A 21,483-nucleotide genomic window follows, 5' to 3' on the forward strand; every position below is an offset into this window, starting at 1 on the left:
GCGGTCACTCCTCCCCCAGGATCTGCGGCACCTTGAAACGCTGCTGCTCCTGTGCCGGGGCGCCGGAGAGCGCCTGCTCGGGGGTGAGCGAGGGACGGACCTCGTCCGGCCGCATGACGTTCGTCAGCGGCAGCGGGTGGGAGGTCGGCGGTACGTCTTGGTCGGCGACCTCGCTGACGCGGGCGACCGCGCCGATGATGTCGTCCAGCTGTCCCGCGAAGTGATCGAGTTCTTCGGGCTTCAGCTCCAGACGCGCCAGCCGGGCGAGGTGGGCGACCTCCTCGCGCGTGATGCCAGGCATGCAGCGATCCTCTGGGGTGAGTGTGTGTGGTTTGTGCCGGGGGCTGGTCGTGCCGTTACCGTCGTCCGCCCGAAGGGCGGGTCGCGCGGCGGCTGGTGCGTGCGATCGCAAGGCGCCGGAGCGTCCTCGTGGCGGAGCCACGTGGACGGTTCGGCGACGCGGCGATCGTGCGTGCCGGGCGTCGCGCGACAGACGGAACGGGACGACCAGCCCCAATCCTATGGGGCGGGGCGGCGTGACCGTGAAACGGTTTCCTCCCGCCCCGGCCTCAGCGGCGCCGCCCGTCCCAGGCGTCGCTCCTCAGGAAGTGGTTGTCGTACAGCTCCTGGACCTCCAGCAGGCTCTCCGGGGCGACCTCGCCGAGGCGGATGCGCTGGAGGTGGCGGAAGTACTCGAAGCGCTCGACGCCCGGGGTGATGACGATGAGCAGGTCCGCGGTGCTGCCGGGGGCGGCGGCGAAGGCGTGGGGCCGGTCCGGCGGCACGATGATCAGGTCGCCGCGCCCGGCGGTGACGACGTCGTCGCCGGACAGCACCTCGGCCTCGCCGTCGAGCAGGTAGAACATCTCCGCCGAGTTGTGGTGCACATGCGGACGGGCCCCGTCGGCGCCCTCGGCGAGCGTGACGCGCACGGTGGACAGCGCGCCGCCGCTGGCGCTGCTGTCGGCCAGCAGCTTGACGGCGACGGGCGCGCCGCCGACGACCTCGGCCCCGGCGTCCCGGACGAGCACGGTGTCGTCGAACTCGGGCACGAACAGCGACATGACACTTCCCCCTTGTGTGGTGATCGGACCGCGGGACGGCGGTCGGACCGTTGGATGACGGCCGGACCGCCGTGTGGTCAGACCGCGAAGAGCAGTCCGGCACTGATCAGTACAACGACCGCGGTGGCGAAGTGGATCCCGAAGGCGACGGCTTTCGGGCCGCCGTTGCGCAGGACTATCAGCGTGTCGACGAGCGGGACGAGCGCGACGCAGACCATGAACCAGGCCTCGGCGCGGGCTCCGGCGAAGGCGAGCAGGGCGAGGCCCACCAGCCCGAGGGTGCCGTCCCTGAGTCCCTTGACCGACAGGTAGGCGCGGGCGTCGCCGTGCGGGTCGGCGGGGACCCCGTAGCCGGCCGCCGCGGGGCCGGGCTGGAACCAGAAGCGGTAGGCGAGGAACACGCAGAACAGGTCGAGCAGGACGGCCAGGGTGTACGCGGTGACGGTCATGTGCTGGTCTCCCCCATCGGTTTCTAGCAGCGCTAGGTATGAGAGCGAAGCTAGCAGAGCATCGACAGATTGGCTAGCGTTGCTAGAATCGCGGCCATGTCGATCCAGACGCGCCGGGAGCGCGAACGAGCGGAACGGGAGCGGCTGATCGTCACGGCCGCTCGGGAACTGGCGGAGGCCGAGGGCTGGGACGCCGTGACCACGCGCCGGCTGGCCGCCGAGATCGAGTACAGCCAGCCGGTCCTCTACAGCCACTTCAAGGGCAAGGACGCGATCATGGCGGCGGTCGCGGTGCAGGGCTGCGCCGACCTGGCGACGGAGCTACGCCGGGCCCGTACGGCGGCGCGGGGCACGCGGGGGGCACTGGCGGCGGTGGCGGAGACGTACACCTCCTTCGGCAGGCGCCGGCCCGCCCTCTACGACGCGATGTTCACCCACCTGGTGGACCTGCCGTTCGCCACGGAGGAAGCTCCGGCCCCGCTGTGGGACGCCTTCACCGAACTGCGTCTCGTGGTGGAACCGATCGCGGCCGAGGGCGATGACCTCGGGCTGCTGACGGAGACGTTCTGGGCGGGGCTGCACGGGCTGGTGACGCTGATGCGGAGCGGCAGGCTGCCGGAGCACGCGCACGAGGCGCGCCTGGCCCTGCTCGTCGGCCACTTCGCGGGGCGCTAGGCGAGCTACTCCGCCGCGGGCAACGCGGCGCGCGGGCGCTGCCAGCCACGGGAGCCCCGCGCCAGCAGCCACGCCGTGGTCTCGTCGGGCGGCATCGCCGCGGCGACCAGCCACCCCTGCACCGCGTCGCATCCCAGGTCCCGCAGCCGCTCCCACGTCTCGTCGTCCTCGACCCCCTCGGCGACGACCAGCAGACCCAGCGAATGCGCGAGATCCACCGTGCAGCGCACGATCTCCGCGTCCTGGGCGTCGACGGCCAGCCGGGCCACGAAGGAGCGGTCGATCTTCAGCTCGCTGACCGGGAGCCGCCGCAGGTGCACCAGCGACGAGTAGCCGGTGCCGAAGTCGTCGAGGGACATCTTCACGCCGTGTCCGGTGAGCCCGGCGAGGGTGTCGGCGGCCCGCTGCGGGTCCTCCAGCAGCACGTGTTCCGTGATCTCCAGCTGGAGCGCTCCGGCGGGGACGCCGTGCCGGGCGAGGCGCGCGGCGACCGATCCGGCGAATCCGGGGGTGTGCACATCGCGCGGGGAGACGTTGACGGCGACCGGCACCCGCAGGCCCTGTGCGCGCCACCGGGCGACCTGGCCGAGCGCGGTCTCCAGGACGTACTCGGTGAGGTGGGGCATCAGCCCCGAGGACTCGGCTATCGCTATGAACTCGTCCGGCGGCACCTTCCCGCGCTCGGGGTGCACCCAGCGGACCAGGGCCTCCAGGCCGGCGACCTGTCCGTCGAAGCGGACCTTGGGCTGGTAGTGGAGCTGCACCTCGTGCGCGTCCAGAGCCCGGCGCAGGTCGCCCAGCAGGCCGAGGCGGTCCGGGGTGTTGGAGTCCCGCTTGGACTCGTACACCTCGACGCCCGTACGGTCCCTCTTCGCCTGGTACATCGCGACGTCGGCGCGGCGCAGGAGCCCTTCGGCGTCGAGCGCGTGGTCGGGGAAGACGGCGACGCCGGCGCTGGCCTCCAGGACGAGGGTGAGTCCGTCCAGGTCGAGCGGGGAGCTGAGGGCGGAGACGAGGCCGCGGGCGACCCGGGTGGCCGACGTGGTGGAGTCGGCTACGGGCAGTAAGACGGCGAACTCGTCACCGCCGAGCCGGGCGGCCTCGGCGCCGCGCGGCAGGGCGAGCCGCAGCCGGTCGGCGATCTGGAGCAGCAGCCGGTCACCGGCCAGATGACCGAGCGTGTCGTTCACCGACCGGAATCGATCGAGGTCGATGAGCATGAGCGCGGCGCGTGCCCCGATGCGGTCGGCGTCGTCCAGGGCGGTCCAGATGCGCTCCAGCAGCCACTGCCGGTTGGGCAGCCCGGTCAGCGGGTCGCGGAGCTGCTCCTCGGCGCGGGCGCGGGCCATCCACAGCGTGGAGTCCAGGGCGATGAGCGGGACGGCGAACAGCGGGAGGAGGACCGGCCGGGCGACGGCGACCACGCACAGCAGGGGCGCGATGCCGAGCAGGGCGACGGCGACCAGGCCCTGCCGGACCAGGGCGGTGCGGGCGACGGTGGGCACCCCGCCGCCGCGCGGGGCGTTCAGGTACCACAGCAGGCCGCGGCTGACGGCGAGGTAGGCGACCGCGACCAGCACGATCTCGGGTGCCGTGGCGACGCTCCAGCTGTCGGGCCGCCAGGGTTCCTCCACGCTCGGGACGTTGCCGAACGCGCCGAGCAGCAGGGCGCCGACGCCGATGCCGAGGATGTCCACCGCGCCGTGCAGCACCCCTTGCCGCCAGCAGTTGCGGCGGGCGATGCCGACCAGGACGACGACGGTGAGGCTGACCAGACCGGCGGGCACCCAGCCGTACAGCAGCAGGACCGCGAGGGTGAGGGCGGCGCCCGATCCGGTGCCGCCCCACCAGCGGGCGCGGCCCAGCATCACGAGGTGGCCGACGATGACGCCGGTGAGCAGGGCCAGCGACCAGCCGACCGTGCCGCCGGGGAAGAGGGCGTGGTGGCCGGCGTAGGCGCGGTAGAAGCCGGCGCCCAGGACGAGGCCGGCGGCGGCCACGACGGCCGCGGGCAAGGCGGTCCCGGACAGGTGCCGTTCGGTGTCGGCGCCGGCCAGGCCGGGGGCGGGCGCGACGGCGGACAGGGGCGTGCGGGCCTCGCCGGCGGTGCCCGGTCCGGCGGGGCGCGGCCGCACGGCCGTGCGCGCGTCGGCCCGTCCGGTCCACCGGTTCCCCCGCCACGCGCCCGCGCGGCGGCGCAGGCGCAGCCATGAGTCCGGGGCGGCGCTCTCGGTCGGTTCCATTCCCGTCCCTCTCACAGCCGGCGGTGCCCACGCCACGCGGCCCGATCCCCGACAACCATCAGCAGCTCCGCGTCGAAGAAACCCTCTCCGCGCCTCTGGAGGGCACGGAGGTGCCCCAGCCGTAGCTGGGCACGGCAGGCGCACACCTCAACAGTAGGCCGCGGAAGGCTTCCACGGGCAGCGGTCTCCGACGGTTGCCCGAATGCGCCCGGGCCACCCGTATGCATCTGATATGCGCCGATCGGGTGGCCTTCAACCGCTACTCCCCGGTCGGAAGCGCGACTTCGGCCGCCGCTTCGGGGCCCTGCTCCAAGAGGACTCCGAAACCGTCCTCGTTCAGCACGGGAACCTTCAGTTGCATGGCCTTGTCGTACTTCGATCCGGGGTTGTCACCCACAACGACGAATGAGGTCTTCTTCGACACCGAACCGGTCACCTTCGCGCCCTGGCGCTGCAATGCCTCCTTCGCGCCGTCCCGGGTGTGGTTCTCCAGCGTGCCGGTGACGACGACCGTGAGCCCCTCCAGCGGACGCGGCCCCTCCTCCTCGCCGGACGCCTCGTCCTCCAGGGGGACGCCCGCGGCCTTCCACTTGCGGAGGATCTCGCGGTGCCAGTCCTCGGCGAACCACTCCTTGAGCGCGGCGGCGATGATGGGGCCGACGCCGTCGGTGGCCGCCAGCTCCTCCTCGGTCGCCTGTTCGATGCGGTCGATGGACCGGAACTCGCGCGCGAGGGCCTGCGCGGCCACCGGCCCCACGTGCCGGATCGACAGCCCGTTCAGGAAGCGGGCCAGCGGACGGGACTTGGCCGCCTCGATGTTCGCCAGCAGGGCGAGGGTGTTCTTCTTCGGCTCGCCCTTCTGGTTGGCGAAGACCGTGACGACCTTCTCCTCGCCCGTCTTCGGGTCGTGCTTGGGCAGACCGCTGTCCGGGTCGAGGACATAGGCCTTGATGGGCAGCAGTTTCTCCACCGTCAGGTCGAACAGGTCGCCCTCGTCCACCAGCGGCGGGTCGGCGGGCTCCAGCGGGCGCGTGAGCGCGGCGGCGGCCACCGCGCCGAAGTGCTCGATGTCCAGGCACTCCCGGCCGGCGAGATAGGACACCCGCTCCCGCAACTGGGCGGGGCAGGTACGGGCGTTGGGGCAGCGGAGGTCGATGTCGCCCTCCTTCATGGGCCGCAGCGGCGTCCCGCACTCGGGGCACTCGCTCGGCATCACGAACTCCCGCTCGCTGCCGTCCCGCAGGTCGACCACCGGGCCGAGGATCTCCGGGATGACGTCACCGGCCTTGCGCAGCACCACGGTGTCGCCGATGAGCACGCCCTTGGCCTTGACGACCTCCTGGTTGTGCAGGGTGGCGAACTCCACCTCGCTGCCCGCGACCTTGACCGGCTCGACCTGCGCGTACGGCGTGACCCGGCCCGTGCGGCCGACGCCCACCTTGATGTCGACGAGCTTGGTGTTGACCTCCTCCGGCGCGTACTTGTAGGCGATCGCCCAGCGGGGCGCCCGCGCGGTGGAGCCGAGCCGGCCCTGGAGGCGGATCTCGTCCAGCTTGACCACGACACCGTCGATCTCGTGCTCGACGGAGTGGCGGTTCTCGCCGTAGTACGCGATGAACTCCCGTACGCCGGCGAGGTCGTCGACCACGCGGTTGTGCGGGGAGGTGGGCAGGCCCCAGGTCTTGAGCAGGTCGTACGCCTGCGAGAGCCGGGTCATGCCGGTGAAGCCCGCCAGGGCGCCGATGCCGTGGACGACCATGTGCAGCGGGCGGGTCGCGGTGACCCGCGGGTCCTTCTGGCGCAGCGAACCGGCGGCGGCGTTGCGGGGGTTGGCGAACGGCTTGTCGCCGGCCGCGACCAGGCGTTCGTTCAGTTCGAGGAACTTCTCCATCGGGAAGTAGACCTCGCCGCGGATCTCCACCAGGTCGGGCACCTTGTCGCCCGCCAGGCGGTCCGGGATCTCCGCGATCGTCCGGACGTTCGGCGTGATGTCCTCACCGGTGCGGCCGTCGCCGCGGGTGGCCGCGCGCGTGAGGCGGCCCTTCTCGTAGGTGAGGTTGACCGCGAGGCCGTCCACCTTCAGCTCGCACAGGAAGTGGTACGTCTGGTCGCCCAGCTCCCTGGCGACACGGTCGGCCCAGGCGGCCAGCTCGTCGTCGTTGAACGTGTTGTCGAGCGAGAGCATCCGCTCGCGGTGCTCGACCGCCGTGAACTCCGTCTCGTACGACCCCGAGACCTTCTGGGTCGGCGAGTCCGGGGTGCGCAGCTCCGGGTACCGCTCCTCCAGGGCCTCCAACGACTTGAGGAGCTGGTCGAACTCCGCGTCGCTGATGACGGGAGCGTCCTTCACGTAGTACCGGAAGCGGTGCTCCTCGACCTGCTCCGCCAGCTGCGCGTGCTGGTCGCGGGCCTCGGCGGGCACCGCCGTCGTCTCCGCCTGCTTGTCGCCGGCCACCGTGTGGTCCTCCCGTCACTCAGGGTTGTCCGCGAGGGATCTCGCCGCCCGGACGCAGTGGGCGAGCGCCTGGCGCGCGTACGCGGGGGAAGCGCCCGCCAGCCCGCACGCCGGGGTCACCGTGACCGCCTCCGCGAGCAGCTCCGGGTGCAGCCCCAGCCTGCGCCACAGCGTCCTGACACCCATGACGCTACCGGCAGGGTCTGACAACGGGCCGTCCGTGCCCGGCACGACACCGGTGAACAGCCGCGTACCGCCCTCCACGGCCTCGCCGACCGCCTCGTCGTCACGCTCGGTGAGGAGCGCGAAGTCGAAGGAGACGGCCGCCGCGCCGGCCCGCCGCAGCAGGGCGAACGGCACGTCCGGGGCGCAGGAGTGCACCACCACCGGCCCGTCGGCGTGCGCGCCGACGACGTCGCGGAGCGTGGCCTCCACGACCTGCCGGTCCACGGCCCGGTGGGTGCGGTAGCCGCTCGCCGTGCGGACCTGTCCGCGCAGGACGGCCGTGAGGGAGGGCTCGTCGAGCTGGAGGACGGTCCGGGCGCCCGGGACGCGGCGCCGCACCTCGGCGAGGTGCAGCCGCAGCCCCTCGGCGAGCGAGGCGGCGAGGTCCCGGCAGGCGCCGGGGTCCGACAGGGCGGCCTCGCCGTTCTTCAGCTCCAGGGCGGCGGCCAGCGTCCACGGCCCGACGGCCTGCACCTTCAGGTCGCCCTCGTAGCCCTGGGTGAACTCCTCCAGGGCGTCCAGGTCCTCGCCGAGGAAGGACCTGGCCCGCTTGGTGTCCCGGCCCGGCCGGTCCCCGAGCCGCCACCCGCTGGGCTCCACGCGGGCGTACAGCTCGACCAGCATCCCGGCGGTCCGGCCGATCATGTCGGCGCCGGGCCCGCGCGCGGGCAGCTCCGGGAGGAACGGGAAGTCCTCGAAGGATCCGGTGGCGGTCTTGGCGGCTTCCCTCGCGTCCCCGCCGGGCAGGGAACCAACGCCCGTGGCCCCCGGGAACCTGAACTGGCTGTTTTCGCTCACCAGGGAAGCCTACGGAACCCCCGGCCGAGGTCAGCGCCCCGGACGTACCGTCAGGTCGTTGATCTCCGCGTCCCTGGGCAGGTCCAGGGCGGTCAGGATCGTCGTGGCGACCGACTCGGGGTCGATCCACTTCGACGGGTCGTACTCCTTGCCCTCCTGCTGGTGCACCTTGGCCTGCATGGGGCTCGCGGTGCGGCCCGGGTAGACCGAGGTGACGCGGACGCCGTTCGCGTGTTCCTCCTGGCGCAGGGAGTCGGCGAGGGCCTTCAGACCGTGCTTGGAGGCGGCGTACGCGGACCAGCCGGCACTGGCGGAGAGGCCGGCGCCGGAGTTGACGAAGATCACATGGCCGCGGGCCGCGCGCAACTGCGGCAGGAAGTGCCGGGTCAGCTCGGCGGGGGCGATCAGGTTGACGTTGAGCTGGTGGCGCCAGGACTTCGGGGTCAGCTCGCCGACCTCGCCGAGGTCGACGACTCCGGCGACGTGCAGCAGGGAGTCGACCCGGTCCGGGAGCGTCTGGTGGGAGAACGCCCAGGACAGCTTGTCCGGGTCCGCCAGGTCGCCGACGAGGGTGCGCGCGCCGGGGAACCCGGCCGCCAGGTCCTTCGCGCGGCCCGCGTCGCGCGCGTGCAGCACGATCTCGTCCCCGCGCGCGTGCAGCCGGCGGGCCACGGCCGCGCCGATGCCGGAGCCCGCCCCGGTGATCACATGAGTAGCCATGACCGCCATGCTCGCATCACCGGACGCGGAGCCCCGCGGCGGCAGCCGCTCATGCCGCGGCCTCCAGGTACGCCAGGGCCCTGACCGGCTCGTCGGCGAAGAAGACCAGTTCGGCCAGCGGACGGGGCAGGAAGCCCTCGGCCTCCATGCGGCGGAACTGCTCGCGCAGGCCGTCGTAGAAGCCCGCCGTGTTCAGCAGCACGACCGGCTTGTCGGTGCGGCCGTGCTTCTTCAGCTCCAGGATCTCGGTGGCCTCGTCCAGCGTGCCGGTGCCGCCCACCATGATCACCACGGCGTCGGCCTTCTCCAGCAGCAGCTTCTTGCGTTCGGCCAGGTCGGCCGCGATGATCATCTCGTCGGCGCCGGGCCGCGCCTTGTTCGCCAGGAACTCCACGGAGACGCCCAGCAGCCTGCCGCCCGCCTCCTGCACGCCGTCGGCGACCACCTTCATCAGACCGACGTCGGAACCGCCCCAGACGAGCGTGTGGCCGGCCTTGCCGAGCAGTTCCGCGAACTCGCGCGCGGGGCGCGTGTAGCGCTCGTCGAGTTCGGCGGCGGACAGGAAGACGCAGATGTTCATGGCCCCTACCGTACGGTCTCCGCGCCGGGCGGGAAGAAGCACGCCCCGTCCTGGCGCTGAACCGGTATGACCCAAGGACACACGATCACGATCCACAAGAGCGAGCGGCACGTGCGCGTGGTGCGCGGCGACCAGGTGCTCGCGGAGTCCGACCGGCCCCTGGAGCTGCATGAGACGGGCTGCCCGGTCAGGTACTACATCCCCGCCGAGGACGTACGGCTCGATCTGCTGACGCCGTCCGGCACGCACACCGTGTGCCCCTTCAAGGGCACGGCGTCCTACTGGTCGCTGCCGGACGCGCCGGACCTCGTCTGGGCGTATCCGGACCCCAAGGACGGGGTGGCGGAGATCAAGGACCACTACTGCTTCTACGACACCGAGGTCGCATGACCACCCCCGGCACCGCCGTGTCGTGACCGATGACCGCCGCCCCGTGCGGCAGTCTGCACGGCCATGGACAAGAAGACGACTTCCCGCGACGGCACCTCCCTCGCGTACGGAGTGATCGGCCAGGGGCCCACGGTGATCCTGGTGAGCGGCGCGATGTCCACCGGCGGCACCGTGGCGCCCCTGGCCCGGCGCCTCGCGGACCGCTGCACGGCCGTCGTCTACGACCGCCGGGGCCGCGGCGCGAGCGGCGACACGGCGCCGTACGACGTCGACCGCGAGGTCGAGGACCTGGCCGCGCTGATCGACGCGGTGGGCGGCGAGGCGGCGCTCTTCGGGGTCTCCTCGGGCGGCGCGCTGGTCCTGCGCGCGGCGGCGAGCGGGCTGCCCGTCGCCCGCGCGGCGGTCTACGAGGTGCCGTACGCCGACCACCTGGCGGGCGGTGCCGCGCGTGAGGCCACCTACAAGGAGCAGTTGGGCAAGGCGCTCGGGGAGGACCGGCTCGGGGACGCGGTGGAGCTGTTCCTGCGCCTGACCGGCCTCGGCGAGGAGATGATCCAGCGCGCCCGGGAGTCGCCGATGTGGGCCGGCATGGAGGCCGTCGCCCCCAGTCTCGCCCACGACGACGCGGTCATGGGCGACGGCCTGCTCCCCCGGGACCGGCTCGCCGCGATCGGTGTGCCCGTGCTCGCGGTCGCGGGCGGCGCGAGCCCGGGGTGGATGCGCGAGGCGTCCCGGGAGATCGCCGAGACGGTGCCCCAGGGCACGTACCGGGTCCTGGAGGGCCAGACCCACATGGTGGAACCGGACGTGCTGGGGCCGGTGCTGACGGAGTTCTTCGCGGGCTGACCCCGCCGTCCTCCCGGGACGGGGGGCCGGTTCAGACCGCCGCGGCCGTCGCGCGCGTGGTCGACGCGATCGTCGCCGAGCCCACCACGCGCGTGCCGTCGTACAGGACGATCGCCTGGCCGGGGGCGACGCCGCGGACCGGCTCGGTGAAGGTCACGCGCAGCTCGCCGTCGACGGGTTCGGCGGTCACCTCGGTCTCGCCGCCGTGGGCGCGCAGCTGGGCCGTGTAGGTGCCGGGGCCGGCGGGGGCGGTGCCGCACCAGCGGGGCTTGATCGCGGTGAGCGCGGTGACGTCCAGGGCGTCGGCCGGGCCGACGGTGACGGTGTTGGTGACCGGGGAGATGTCCAGGACGTAGCGCGGCTTGCCGTCCGGGGCCGGGGTGCCGATCCGCAGGCCCTTGCGCTGGCCGATGGTGAAGCCGTACGCGCCCTCGTGCGTGCCCAGCTTGGCGCCGGACTCGTCCACGATGTCGCCCTCGGGCCTTGCCGAGCCGCTTGGCGAGGAAGCCCTGGGTGTCGCCGTCGGCGATGAAGCCAGATGTCGCGAGAGTCCCCTTCTCTGGTCCGTTGCCATTTCGGAGGCCTGGTTGAGTTCGTGAATGTCATCCTCATTCACGATCATTTGCCCGCCACTTCCCGCACAGACCGCATCGAAGCCCGAGCGCTGGCTAGTGCCTTGGCGAGGAGACAGCTCCGCGCCACAGTCGCGGCTCTTCCTGCGCGAACCGCCGTTCGCGCACGTCGGCGTCGGGTAGGGCGAGCCGGACGGCCCCTCGGAAAGCCGCTCCGTGTCCGGGGTGCTTGAGGTGGCAGAGTTCATGGATCAGGACGAGGTCCACCAGGGCGACCGGGAGCTGTATCACAGCCCAGTGCACGGTGATCGCGCCCTCAGGGGAACAGACACCCCAGCGACGGCCGAGGTCCCGCACCTCGATACCGGCCGGGTCACGCACTCCGGCCAGTGAGGCCAGCGGCGGCAGCCGGGCGGCGAGCCAGCGCTCCCCGCGGCTGCTGTACCACTCCACAAGGGGTCCCGCATCAGCGGCGGCCGACCGCGATCGGGGCAGCTCCAGCCATCCCTGTCGCAGTCGTGCGTGACTGCCGGCGTCGTCGGCAGTGAGCTTGAGCCGGTATCGGCGGCCCAGGTAGGCGAAGCCTTCGCCGCCGATCAGGTCCTTGACCGGTTCGGCCGCCCGCAGGTCCTGACGGCGGCGGACCTCGGCGGCGAGACGCGGCATGCGGCCACGCACCGCGTCAGCAATCTCCTTGGGATCCGCGTCTGCGGGAATCGCGAAGAGCACACGGCCGTCCTCGGCGATTTCGATGCCGAGTGTGCGGCGGCGGGGCCGCACGACGACATCCCACCGCCATCCCCGGGGCACGGGGAGATCAGCGATGGCCTGTTCGACGACGGTACTCACCCGTTCTTCCTACCATCCGGGCACGACATCACTCTGCCCCGCGCCATCGGCGGTCACCGATTCAGGTGCCACCGCCGTCCGCCTCGTCGCGCGGCCGGTAACCGCGGAAGTACTCGTGCCTCTCCACGGCCAGCTCCGTCAGATGGCTCGCGAGGTCGCCGATGTCGTCCCAGTCCATGGCGAGCCAGGTCTCCAGGTGCTCACAGAGTTCACTGCGCATGCGGTTGCGGGCGGCGATCTGCGTGTGTATCTGCGGCCGCCGGACGAGCACCGACATCTCCATGGTGAGGCCGCGGGCCGCCCGGATCAGATCGGTTTCCGGCGGCCATGGTTCGCGCACGGCGTCTTCGGCGTGCTGCTGGAGCAGTCCGAGGACCAGTCGTTCGGTGCGGGAGTCGAGGCCGTCGTCGTTCTCCGGCTCCTGCTCCGCCGCGGCCACGTCCCCGACCAGACGCGCCAGGTCGGCCGCGGCCTGCTCGAAGTCGTCCTCCATCCGCGCGATGATCTCTTCGAGCCGGAGACTGAACCGCTGGTAGCCCGCCCGGTCGCCGCCGATTTTCGCGGTGATGCGTAGCTTCAGCGAGCCGGTCATGTACGAGCATCGTGTCCGGGGGTCGGCGTTCGCGTCGACCCGTTCCATGAACTCCGGGTCGGTGAGTTCGACGGGTGGGATCCGCTGCCGGATCCCGGTGGTCTGGATGTGCTGCGAGATGAGCCGGCGGACCTTGGCCCCGTAGCGGCGCGGGCTGAACTGTTCGCGACCGTCGAGGTATCGGCGTCTGGCCAGGTACTGCAGTGTGCCCAACTGGCCGGCCAGCTCCCGGTACTTCAGCGCCTCCGGGTCCGGCAGGACCGCGTTGAGCGCGGTCAGGAAGTCCCGGACGCGTTCGTCGAACTCACCCCGCAGCAGTGGGTCGTCGAGGCGTTGGCCGAGGAAGTCCTCCCACTGGGACTCGTCGCCGGGGTCGGTGACGTGCTGCCCGGCCAGGAAGCGGGTGGCCTTCGCCCCGAGGTCTTCCAGTAGGGCCTTGGCGGCGGCGTCGGACCGCAGCAGCAGTCCGTCCCCGTCCGGGCCGCGGCCGTCGGGCTGCGGTCCCTCGTAGTCCGGCTGGAGGTGGTCCACGGATACGTTCCGGTAGCCGAGGACGTGCCGCAGGTGCTCCTGGTCGTAGGAGGCGAGCGAGCGGGCCAGTTCGGGGCCGATGCCGATGTAGTCGACGACCTGGCCCCACTTCTTGGCCGGGTAGGGCCGGTTGGTGCGGGCCACGGCCTGCAGCAGTCCCGCGCCGGACAGCTTGCAGTCCAGGTAGAGGACCTGCTCGACGGGTGCGTCGAAGCCGGTGAGCAGCATCGACTGGACCACCAGGAAGGCCATGGTCTCCGGTGGCTCGCCGCCCTCCGTGTCCGGCGGCGCGGGCGGTCCGTCCGCGGGCAGGTCGAGGTCGACGTTCCACACCTGGCCGCCGCTCGCCGGGGTGCCGACGCCGGACGGCTGCAGCCCGTGCGTCCTGACGTTCCATGCCGGGTCGGCCGTGATGTCGCGCGGCGGCAGCCCCTTCTTGAAGCGTTCGATGTGCGCGTCCTGGTGGCTCTTGGTGACCCACGGCCGCCATGACTTCGGGTCGCTGGTGCCCTGCTTGGCTGGGGAGATGACCACGGCCGCGTCGAGCGTGCGCAGTACCTCGCGATCCGGCAGGAGCATGAGGAGCGCCCGCTCCTCGTCGCCGGCTTCGAGCGCCGCCATGGGGTCGGCGACCAGGGCCGGGTCGAGCGCGTCGAGGCGGGCGACGAGCCGGTCGCGGGCGGCGAGCAGCGCGGTGCGGTAGCGGACGGCGGCGAGCCGGGAGACGGTGGCGATCTGCGCCCCGAAGCGGTCGGGCAACGCGGTGCGGGCCCAGTGGTCGAGCATGTGCTCGGCCTTGGCCTCGATCACCGACGGGGCTTCCAGGATCTCCTTGCGGCGTCCGAACTTACGCAGCACCTTGGCCCGCAACTCCGGATCGGACGGCACCTTCTCCTCGAACCGGGCGTCGAGGGCGGCCTGTTCGATGACGTCGAGCGGTACGGCGTACGCCTCGTAGCGGACGGGTACGACGGACCGGTCGAGTTCGGCGTCGCGCAGGGTGTACGTGTCGGCGTACGGGCCGAAGATCTTCTCGCTGCGTTTGCGGTTGCTGCTGATCACCGGGGTGCCGGTGAAGCCGACGAAGGCGGCGCGCGGCAGCATGGCCCGCCAGCGGGCGTGCTGCCACTTGTCCTGGCCCCGGTGGGCCTCGTCGATCAGGACGACGACGTGGTGGTGCGGGTTGGCCACCCGGTTCTGTACGTATCCCTCGTCCTCGCCACCGTCCTCGTCATCGTCGTCGGGGACGGTGTCGGGCAGTGACTCCTCCCGGCCGTCGTACGCGGTGTCGTCGCGCTGTGCCTTCTGCAGGGTGACGAGGACGACGTCCCCGACGTCCACCTCCAGGTACTTCCTGGCCCGCTTGACGCTCGGCGCGCGGTGCACCTTCTCCTCGGTGGCGGCGAGGCTCGCCCGGATCTGCTTCTCCAGGTCGATGCGGTCGGTGACCACGACCACCTTGTGCGACTTCAGCGCGGGACGGCTGCGCAGGTGCCGGACCAGGAACGCCATGGTCAGGCTCTTGCCGGAGCCCTGGGTGTGCCAGACGACACCGCCCCGGTGGCTGACGGCCACGCCGGCCGCCGCCTTCCGGTCCCGCTCCTCCAGCTTCCGCGTGAGCGCCTTCACCGCCTTGAACTGCTGGTGGCGGCCGACCAGTTTGACCGTACGGTGACCGCTGCCAAGCCGGGTGGTGAAGTCCCGCACCAGGTCGAGAAGATGGGCAGGACGCAGCATCCCGGCGACCAGGATCTCCTGGTCGGTGAGGGCCGCCGACGCGGGCTTGCCCACCTCCTCGCGTACGCGGTCCTCGCTCACGGGAGCGACCGTGCGCCAGGGGGCGAAGTGCCGGGGTTCGGCGGTGACCGTGCCGGTCTCGGCGTGGTCGCGGTCGGTGGCGACCAGGACCTGCGCAAAGCGGACGAATTCGGGCACGGCGGTCGGGGAGTTGACGCCCGCGTACCGGAGCACCTGGTCGACGGCATCGTCCAGGGCGGCCCGGACGTCTCCCTGAGGGCCGGACACCACGGGCGCCTTGCACTCGATCACCACCCAGGGCAGCCCGTTGACGAACAGCACGAGGTCGGGCGTGACGGGAGCGGCGTCCTTGCGCTCGACCCGGAACTGGGAGACGACGAGCAGGTCGTTGCCGCCGCCGGGAGTGTCCGGGTGCTCCCCGAACTCGCCGTCCCAGTCGACGAGCCGTACGTGTTCGGGGTCGCCCTTCGTCCAGCCCGGCAGGGTGCGGGCGTTGCGGCCCTTGCGCAGGAGATCGGTCACCTCCAGGTTCCCGGCGACGCCGCGTTCCTTCGGGCCCTGCCCCGGCGCGGTGCCCTGGACCAGGGCGAGGAGATGGTCGAGCTGCGCGTCGCTCAGCCAGGGTTTTCCGTCCGACGGTCTCGGGTTGATCCTGGCCACGGCGGCCTTGAACCGGTCCGCGTACACGACGGTCTCGAAGCTCGTACGGTCCGAGGCGCGGGGCGCGGTGGCGGGTCCGACGGTCGGGCCGCCCCGGAGATGGGTCCAGCCCATCGCCGTCAACTGCTCGATCAGCGGCCGCTCGGTCCTGACGTACTCCGGCTGCTCCGCCACGCGCCTGTCCTCCCCCGGCCACCGGCCTCGATCCCCGCCCTCCGGTACAGGACAGGTGATCGAAACTCTATCGGCGGCCGGAGAGTGTGGCGGGGGATGCGCGCGGATCAGGCCGCGAGCACGGGTGAGGGTGGCTGGAAACCATCGCCGAGGGCGAGCTCGAACCAGATGGTCTTACCGCCCGGTCCGCCGTTCGGCCCGTCGACGGACCCGCAGCCGCCCCACCGGTCGGCGAGGCTCTCGATGATCGGCAGCCCACGACCGCAGGGAGCGTCGGGATCGGGCATCACCGCGCCCGGCGCGAACGGGGGTAGATCCGGACTCGCGTCCCACACGCTCACCCGCAGCGCGGGGCACAGCCAGTGCATCCGGACGATGACCGGGCCCTTGGTGTGCCGCACCGAGTTGGTGGTGAGTTCGCAGGTCAGCAGCTCGGCCCGGTCGGCGAGTTCACCGATGCCGTGCGCGTGGAGCACGGCACGGAGGGTGCCCCGGACGATCCGGGGACCGCGCGGGTCGCAGGGGAGGTGGATCTCGTACACCCAGGGGGCGGTGAAGGGGAGGGGGGCGGGGTGGTCACCGTGGCCGACGTCGTCACGGACGGCGTAACGGACGGGGTGGGTCGATTCGTTGGACGGTTCGGTGCTCTGTTCGTTGCTGCTCACGAGGGTTTACCTCCGTGGTGCGGAACGGGTTCTTGGGGGCGCCTGCTTGCGAACTGGCGGCTGGCGGTGGCAGTGCCGACCCCCTGCCTTCCGGAGGGCAGGGGGCCGGTGCGCTTCCGCGGGGCGGCGGGAACTTGAGTGACGCGCTACACAATGTAGAGCGATCCACTTAACCCGTGCCACGCTTTGAACTGGAACGAGTGAATAATTGGATTCGGTTGGACCCGCCCCACCAGCGTCGGCACACTGTGCGCGAGCAAGGAGGCTGCAAATGGCACCGAAGCACCAACCCACGATCCGTCAGCGTCGACTCGGCGCCGAGCTGCGTCGGCTCAGAGAGTCCGCAGGCATGTCCGCTCCCAGGGCAGCCGAGTTGCTGGGCACCGACCGCACCAACATCTCCAACATCGAGGCCGGTCGGTACGGCATCAGTGAGGATCGTCTGCGTCGGCTCCTGAGCATCTACGAGTGCGACGACGAGGAACTCATCGATGCCCTGGCATCCATGACCGGCGGTCGCCGGAACGGCTGGTGGGAGGAGTACCGGGGCAAGATCCCGCCCGATTTCCTCGACACATCGGAACTGGAGCACTACGCCACGAGCCTGCGCTCAGTCCAGACAGCCCATCTTCCCGGCATCTTCCAGACCGAGGACCACGCTCGCGCCCTGTTTGACCTGTCCATCCCGACCCTGCCCCGCCTTGAGGTGGAACTCCGCGTCGCTCATCGGCTGGCGCGGCATGCACGGATTGCAGACGAGCCCGGCATCCCCTACGTCGGACTCATCCACGAATCCGCGCTGCGCATGCAGGTGGGCGGGCGCAAGGTGGCCAAAGCCCAGCTCGCTCGCCTCCTGGAAGAAGGCGAGCGTCACAACGTCACTCTCCGGGTCATCCCATTCTCAGCGGGCGGCTTCCCCATGGCCGGCGACTCCGTGATGTACGCGGCGGGCCCCAGCCCTCACCTGGACACAGTCCTGGTCGACTCCCCGCTCGGCGCCGCCTTCTTCCACTCCTCCACTCAACTCGCCAACTTCCGTCGACGACTGGACGCGATCGAAGAGGTGGCGTTGAATCCGAAGCAGTCATCAGATGCCATCGCCGAAATCGCCAACGACCTGTAAGAGGTGCCCGTCGTGTCCGCCCTGAAGTGGATCAAGTCCTCCTACTCCGAGGCCAGTGGCAACAACTGTGTTGAGGTCGCCTGGACGCAGACAGGAGTCGCTCTGCGAGACAGCAAACGCCCGGCGGATGTGATCGTCATCGGCCGGGCGTCGCTTGGTGCGCTGGTAGGAAGCCTCAGGTCCGGTTCACTCGGGACCGGCCGCTGAGGAGATCTTCGACGACGACCCGTTGCGTAACACGAAGCTTGGTCAGCTCTCGCTCCAGCGTCCCGATTCGCTGCTCGAACGCCTCGTGCGCGGCAACGATGTTGCGTTGTTCGGGCAGCGGCAATCGCGGAACCTCCAGGGCTCGTACGTCGGCCTGCGTGACGTTGTTCTGACCTGTTCCACCCTTCAGCAGGTTTCCAATCTGCCTCCGAACCTCCGGAGCTCCGAGCAGGATTGCTAGATAGACGGGGTCAACCACTGTCAGGTCAGGAATGAGTCGCAGCACCTTGTCCGACAGCATGAGCCTCGGACGAGTCGTAGTAACGTAGCAAGAAACTCCCACCAGAGAACGGGCACCATTGGCCCGCGCAAGCAAGATGTCGCCTCTCTTGATCTCCAGCTCCGGGCGATGGACCTGCCCCATCGGCAGGCGCTTGGCCTCGCCGTCGATGAACCGGCCCGACGTAACCGCGCTTACCTTTACAACACCCCATTCACCGACGTCAGGCTGCTCAGCGTCGCATGCAGGGCTCCACCCAGATTCGATGTCGATCAGGCATTGAGAAAGAGCAACTCTTCGGGTGACCTCCGCCATAGTCTGGGCCACGACAGCTTGCTCAACAACCCGAAGCTTGCCCAGCTCCCGCTCCAACGCCCCGATCCGCCGCTCGAACGCCTCGTTCGCGGCGACGATGTCGCGTTGTTCGGGCAGCGGTGGGACTCCGATCTCCAGCGCGCTGAGTCGGTTCGTGTCCAGGCGCCCTGTGCCATGGCTGGTCTCCTCGACCATGCTCAAGATCGTCGGGGTCAGTACCCGCATGGCATACGCCAGGTAGTACGGATCGATGCCATCGTCTGGTACAAGCGCCTTACAGTCCTGGCCAAACGCCACTTCACGCTGCGTCACCCCAATCCGGAACTCCGACTTGAGGCTCATCCCTCTCACAATGAAGAGCACGGCGCCCTTGTCGACCAGTCGTGAGCCGTTCTCTGCCCCGAGCCGGGTAACACGGCGCTCAGAATCCGTAATGCGGAACTGCTTCATGCTCGCGCCGCTGATCCAGGGGATGTCTCCGTCCCAGTACGCCTCGTTTGAGGTGCTCGGCGTCCCCCCGGACATCCACCGACCGGCATCCGCCAATCTGACCCGCTGCCACTGCTCGGGCCAGGAACAGCTTCCGGTCTTCACCATCTCAACGCCCATAACCCAGCACCCCCAGCCACTCCGCAAGCCCCTTCGCGGCGTCCCCGCTCTCGTCCTCCAGGTCCGTCAGCGACACCTCGTACTTCTCGGCCCAGCGTCGGAAGGAAGCGACGATCTCTCGGCGGCCCGCTGCCAACGCCGCGTTCAGGCGGTCGGACAGGTCACAGCGGAGGACCGCCAGGACGACGCCCTCCGGGCCGCCCTCCTCTGCCTTCTTCAGGTCCGCCGCCGCCTTCAGGTCCGGCAGGAAACGGTCGTCCAGCGACTTGCGCTTCTTGCGCGCCGCCGTTAGGGCCCTTTTGGCCGCCGTCAACGCCTTGTCCAGGGCGGCGAGCTTCTCCGGGTCGACCGGCTCCGCCGGTTCACCGGACGCGGCGTCGGACTCGTCGTCCGCACCCGCATCCGCCACCGCCGCCCTCGCCTCAGCCGCCGTCTTCGCCGCGGCTTCCGCCTCCGCGACGGCCTTGTCGGCCGCCTTGACGAGCTCCAGGAACTCCGGGATCAGCTCCCGTACGACCGGCTGGTCGAGGGCCCTGCGTCGCTCCGCCGGGGAGACCAACGTGCGCTTCGCGTCATCCGCGCCCCCACCCGGGACCGCCGGATCGACGATCGCCTCGACGGAGTCGACCCAGCCTTCCAGGACCCGCTCGAAGCCGCCCGCCGCGAGGGCCTTCATGTCGTAGCGGTTCTCCGTCCACCAGGCGGCGATGATGCCGACGGTCGTGAACTCGTCGAGAACCCCGGCTCCGCCGACCGCGGCCGTGAACCCGTCGAGGAGCCCGCTGCGCAGGTCCATCAGCTTCCGGTCCGCCGCAAGCTGGGCGAAGAGACCGGAGCTCTTCATCCACCACTCGTCGAACGTCTCGCGCAGCTCCGCCTCCCGCGCGTACGTCAGTCGCGGAATACGGGCGGCCGTGGCCTCCGCGCCCTCTGGCAGGAAGTCGTAGTACTCGCCTGAACCCTCCCGGCGCGCGAACAGCGAACCGGCGTCGACCCCGTACGCCTTGAACAGCCCCTCCTTGGCCGCGACCTCGGCGACCGGCACGCCCCCGTACAAGTGCGCCCGCACGTCCTGCGGCTCCGCGGGCGGCGAGTTGTCCACCCAGCGGCGGATGTTGAAGTTCGCCTCGGGGACGCCCTTCGCGTCGGGGGCGAGGAGTTCGTCGCGGTGGACCTCGCGCGAGTAGCCGTCGATGAGGCGCCATTCGCGGAAGACCGTCACGATCTTCTCGATGTGTTCGGGGCCGAGTTCGTTCTGGTTCCGGCCGGGAGTGAAGTCCCGGTCAGCGTTGATGAAGAGGACCTTCTCCCGGCGCTTCGGGTCGGTCTTCCCGTGCGGGGGCCGCAGGATCAGGATGCAGGCCGGGACGCCCGCGCCGTAGAACAGGTTCGGGCCGAGGCCGATGACGGCCTCCACGCAGTCCGCGCGGAGCATCCCGATGCGGATGTCGCGTTCCTTGCCGCCCCGGAAGAGCACCCCGTACGGCATGACGACGGCCGCTCGCCCGCCGTCCTCCTCCAGAACCGACACCATGTGCTGGACGAACATCAGGTCGGCCTTCTTGCCGCTCCCGGGCGTCCAGCCCCAGTGCATCCGCTTGCCGTGGTCCTCGTCGGCCTTGGCGACGGCGTCCTCGTCGTATGGGAGGGAGAACGGAGGGTTGGAGAGGATCGCCGAGAACTTGCGCAGCCGCCCGTTCTCGTCGAGGTGGAGCGGCTCGGCGAGGGTGTCGCCGTGCTGGAGGTCGAAGGTGTGGATGCCGTGCAGGACCATGTTCATGCTGGCCATGGACCAGGACGGGCCGTTCTTGTCCTGCCCGTTGACCGACAGTTCCTCAGGGTCGCCGCCGTGTTCCTCGACGTGCTCGCGGGCCGCGATCAGCATGCCACCGGATCCCGCGCACGGGTCGTACACCGACTCCCCGGGCTGCGGGTCGACGAGGCGCACCATCATCCGCACCACCGAACGCGGCGTGTAGAACTCGCCGCCGCGCTGGCCGGCCGAGTCCGCGAACCGGCCGAGAAGGTACTCGTAGGCCGCGCCCAGCATGTCGGGGAACTCGAAGTCCTCGTTGCGCAGCCGGTAGAGGCTGAAGTGCCGGATCAGCGAACGGAGCTCGGGGTCGGTGAAGCGCGGCTTGGTGCCGACCACCTCGTTGAAGCTGATGTGCGAGGCGATGCCCGCGAGCAGGTCGTTGCCCTCTTGCAGCGCCACCAGGGCCTCGTCGAGGCCTTGGCCGACGTTCTCGGTCAGGGCCATGATGCCGGGCGCCGGGGTCTGCGGCCTCTCCGGGTCGTGGTGTGGTCCACGCCACCAGCGGGCCCGCGGCGGCACGTAGAAGACGCGGGGGTAGGCGGCCGGATTGTTCGCCTTGGCCAGTGCCCTCGCGTCGTCGCCGCCGGTCTGCGCGAGCCGCTCCTCGTACACCCGCTTCCACTCCGGCTCGAACTCGTCCGAGGCCCGCTTCAGAAAGAGCATCCCGAAGATGAAGTCGCGGTACTCGGAGGCGTCCATCCGGCCGCGCAGGATGTCGGCGGCCGAGAAGAGATGGCGTTCGAGCTCGGGCAGGGTGATTCTGGCCACGCGCGGATCCTTCGTACGGAAAATGGAGGTGCTACGGAAGGTTAGACGGCCCGCCGGTGCGGGAGCCAACCCGTGCCGAACCCGGACATCGCCGCTGCACGGCGAAGGGCGCGGCCGTC

18 protein-coding genes and 1 pseudogene are annotated in these 21,483 nt (G+C 70.8%); 5 read left to right on the top strand and 14 right to left on the bottom strand.

What is annotated here, in order from left to right; genetic code table 11:
• Positions 1-4: 4 nt before the first annotated feature.
• From gatC to AQJ11_RS22315, 3 genes are all read right to left on the bottom strand, one after another.
• Positions 5-301: an Asp-tRNA(Asn)/Glu-tRNA(Gln) amidotransferase subunit GatC gene (gatC, locus tag AQJ11_RS22305; protein WP_004925108.1), complete on the bottom strand. Its 297-nt coding sequence runs from the start codon at positions 299-301 to the stop codon at positions 5-7.
• Between the two features lie 268 nt (positions 302-569).
• Complete coding sequence (locus AQJ11_RS22310; protein WP_059264139.1) at positions 570-1,064, bottom strand: cupin domain-containing protein; 495 nt, start codon at positions 1,062-1,064, stop codon at positions 570-572.
• Between the two features lie 77 nt (positions 1,065-1,141).
• Positions 1,142-1,513, bottom strand: a complete 372-nt coding sequence (locus AQJ11_RS22315) for a DUF4267 domain-containing protein (protein ID WP_014675149.1) — start codon at positions 1,511-1,513, stop codon at positions 1,142-1,144.
• A gap of 96 nt (positions 1,514-1,609) precedes the next feature.
• Between AQJ11_RS22315 and AQJ11_RS22320 the strand changes: the two genes are divergently transcribed.
• Positions 1,610-2,188, top strand: a complete 579-nt coding sequence (locus AQJ11_RS22320; protein WP_059264140.1) for a TetR/AcrR family transcriptional regulator — start codon at positions 1,610-1,612, stop codon at positions 2,186-2,188.
• 5 nt (positions 2,189-2,193) lie between these two features.
• On the opposite strand, the gene AQJ11_RS22325 is transcribed toward AQJ11_RS22320, so the two are convergent.
• From AQJ11_RS22325 to AQJ11_RS22345, 5 genes are all read right to left on the bottom strand, one after another.
• Positions 2,194-4,431: a putative bifunctional diguanylate cyclase/phosphodiesterase gene (locus AQJ11_RS22325; RefSeq protein ID WP_059264141.1), complete on the bottom strand. Its 2,238-nt coding sequence runs from the start codon at positions 4,429-4,431 to the stop codon at positions 2,194-2,196.
• A gap of 259 nt (positions 4,432-4,690) precedes the next feature.
• The gene (ligA, locus tag AQJ11_RS22330) at positions 4,691-6,886 is read right to left on the bottom strand and encodes an NAD-dependent DNA ligase LigA (protein ID WP_059264142.1); all 2,196 of its coding nucleotides are present in this window, start codon (positions 6,884-6,886) and stop codon (positions 4,691-4,693) included.
• A 15-nt stretch (positions 6,887-6,901) separates the two neighbouring features.
• A complete protein-coding gene (locus AQJ11_RS22335; protein ID WP_059264143.1) occupies positions 6,902-7,909 on the bottom strand; it encodes a methionine synthase in 1,008 nt (335 codons plus the stop codon).
• Between the two features lie 30 nt (positions 7,910-7,939).
• Positions 7,940-8,638: an SDR family oxidoreductase gene (locus AQJ11_RS22340; protein WP_059264144.1), complete on the bottom strand. Its 699-nt coding sequence runs from the start codon at positions 8,636-8,638 to the stop codon at positions 7,940-7,942.
• Positions 8,639-8,678: 40 nt separating this feature from the next.
• Complete coding sequence (locus tag AQJ11_RS22345) at positions 8,679-9,209, bottom strand: LOG family protein (RefSeq protein WP_014675143.1); 531 nt, start codon at positions 9,207-9,209, stop codon at positions 8,679-8,681.
• 66 nt (positions 9,210-9,275) lie between these two features.
• On the opposite strand from AQJ11_RS22345, the gene AQJ11_RS22350 reads away from it, so the two are divergent.
• Positions 9,276-9,599 (top strand): DUF427 domain-containing protein, encoded by a 324-nt coding sequence (locus AQJ11_RS22350; protein WP_059264145.1) that lies wholly within the window; start codon positions 9,276-9,278, stop codon positions 9,597-9,599.
• Between the two features lie 63 nt (positions 9,600-9,662).
• Positions 9,663-10,445 carry an alpha/beta fold hydrolase gene (locus AQJ11_RS22355; protein ID WP_059264146.1) on the top strand — a complete coding sequence of 261 codons (783 nt, stop codon included), beginning with the start codon at positions 9,663-9,665 and terminating at the stop codon, positions 10,443-10,445.
• Between the two features lie 31 nt (positions 10,446-10,476).
• Here AQJ11_RS22355 and AQJ11_RS22360 read toward each other — a convergent pair.
• The 4 genes and pseudogenes from AQJ11_RS22360 to AQJ11_RS22375 all read right to left on the bottom strand — a co-directional run.
• Positions 10,477-11,103, bottom strand: a pseudogene (locus AQJ11_RS22360) (tRNA methyl transferase PRC-barrel domain-containing protein); the annotation flags it as partial.
• A gap of 10 nt (positions 11,104-11,113) precedes the next feature.
• Positions 11,114-11,866, bottom strand: coding sequence for a M48 family metallopeptidase (locus AQJ11_RS22365; protein WP_030741914.1), 753 nt, complete (start codon positions 11,864-11,866; stop codon positions 11,114-11,116).
• 61 nt (positions 11,867-11,927) lie between these two features.
• The gene (locus tag AQJ11_RS22370) at positions 11,928-15,581 is read right to left on the bottom strand and encodes a type I restriction endonuclease subunit R (protein ID WP_244218319.1); all 3,654 of its coding nucleotides are present in this window, start codon (positions 15,579-15,581) and stop codon (positions 11,928-11,930) included.
• Between the two features lie 107 nt (positions 15,582-15,688).
• A complete protein-coding gene (locus AQJ11_RS22375) occupies positions 15,689-16,246 on the bottom strand; it encodes an ATP-binding protein (protein WP_079082379.1) in 558 nt (185 codons plus the stop codon).
• Positions 16,247-16,517: 271 nt separating this feature from the next.
• On the opposite strand from AQJ11_RS22375, the gene AQJ11_RS22380 reads away from it, so the two are divergent.
• Together AQJ11_RS22380 and AQJ11_RS46195 are read left to right on the top strand one after the other, a co-directional pair.
• Positions 16,518-17,369 carry a helix-turn-helix domain-containing protein gene (locus AQJ11_RS22380; RefSeq protein ID WP_059264147.1) on the top strand — a complete coding sequence of 284 codons (852 nt, stop codon included), beginning with the start codon at positions 16,518-16,520 and terminating at the stop codon, positions 17,367-17,369.
• 12 nt (positions 17,370-17,381) lie between these two features.
• Positions 17,382-17,576, top strand: a complete 195-nt coding sequence (locus AQJ11_RS46195) for a DUF397 domain-containing protein (RefSeq protein ID WP_079082386.1) — start codon at positions 17,382-17,384, stop codon at positions 17,574-17,576.
• Here AQJ11_RS46195 and AQJ11_RS22385 read toward each other — a convergent pair.
• Together AQJ11_RS22385 and AQJ11_RS22390 are read right to left on the bottom strand one after the other, a co-directional pair.
• Positions 17,545-18,780 carry a restriction endonuclease subunit S gene (locus AQJ11_RS22385; protein WP_059264148.1) on the bottom strand — a complete coding sequence of 412 codons (1,236 nt, stop codon included), beginning with the start codon at positions 18,778-18,780 and terminating at the stop codon, positions 17,545-17,547. The genes AQJ11_RS46195 and AQJ11_RS22385 overlap by 32 nt on opposite strands.
• Positions 18,770-21,364: a type I restriction-modification system subunit M gene (locus AQJ11_RS22390; RefSeq protein WP_059264149.1), complete on the bottom strand. Its 2,595-nt coding sequence runs from the start codon at positions 21,362-21,364 to the stop codon at positions 18,770-18,772. The genes AQJ11_RS22385 and AQJ11_RS22390 overlap by 11 nt, the downstream gene beginning before the upstream one ends.
• Between the last annotated feature and the right edge of the window lie 119 nt (positions 21,365-21,483).

Origin of the sequence: Streptomyces corchorusii (genome assembly GCF_001514055.1) — a bacterium.
In the GTDB taxonomy this organism is placed as follows: Bacteria; Actinomycetota; Actinomycetes; order Streptomycetales; family Streptomycetaceae; genus Streptomyces; species Streptomyces olivaceoviridis.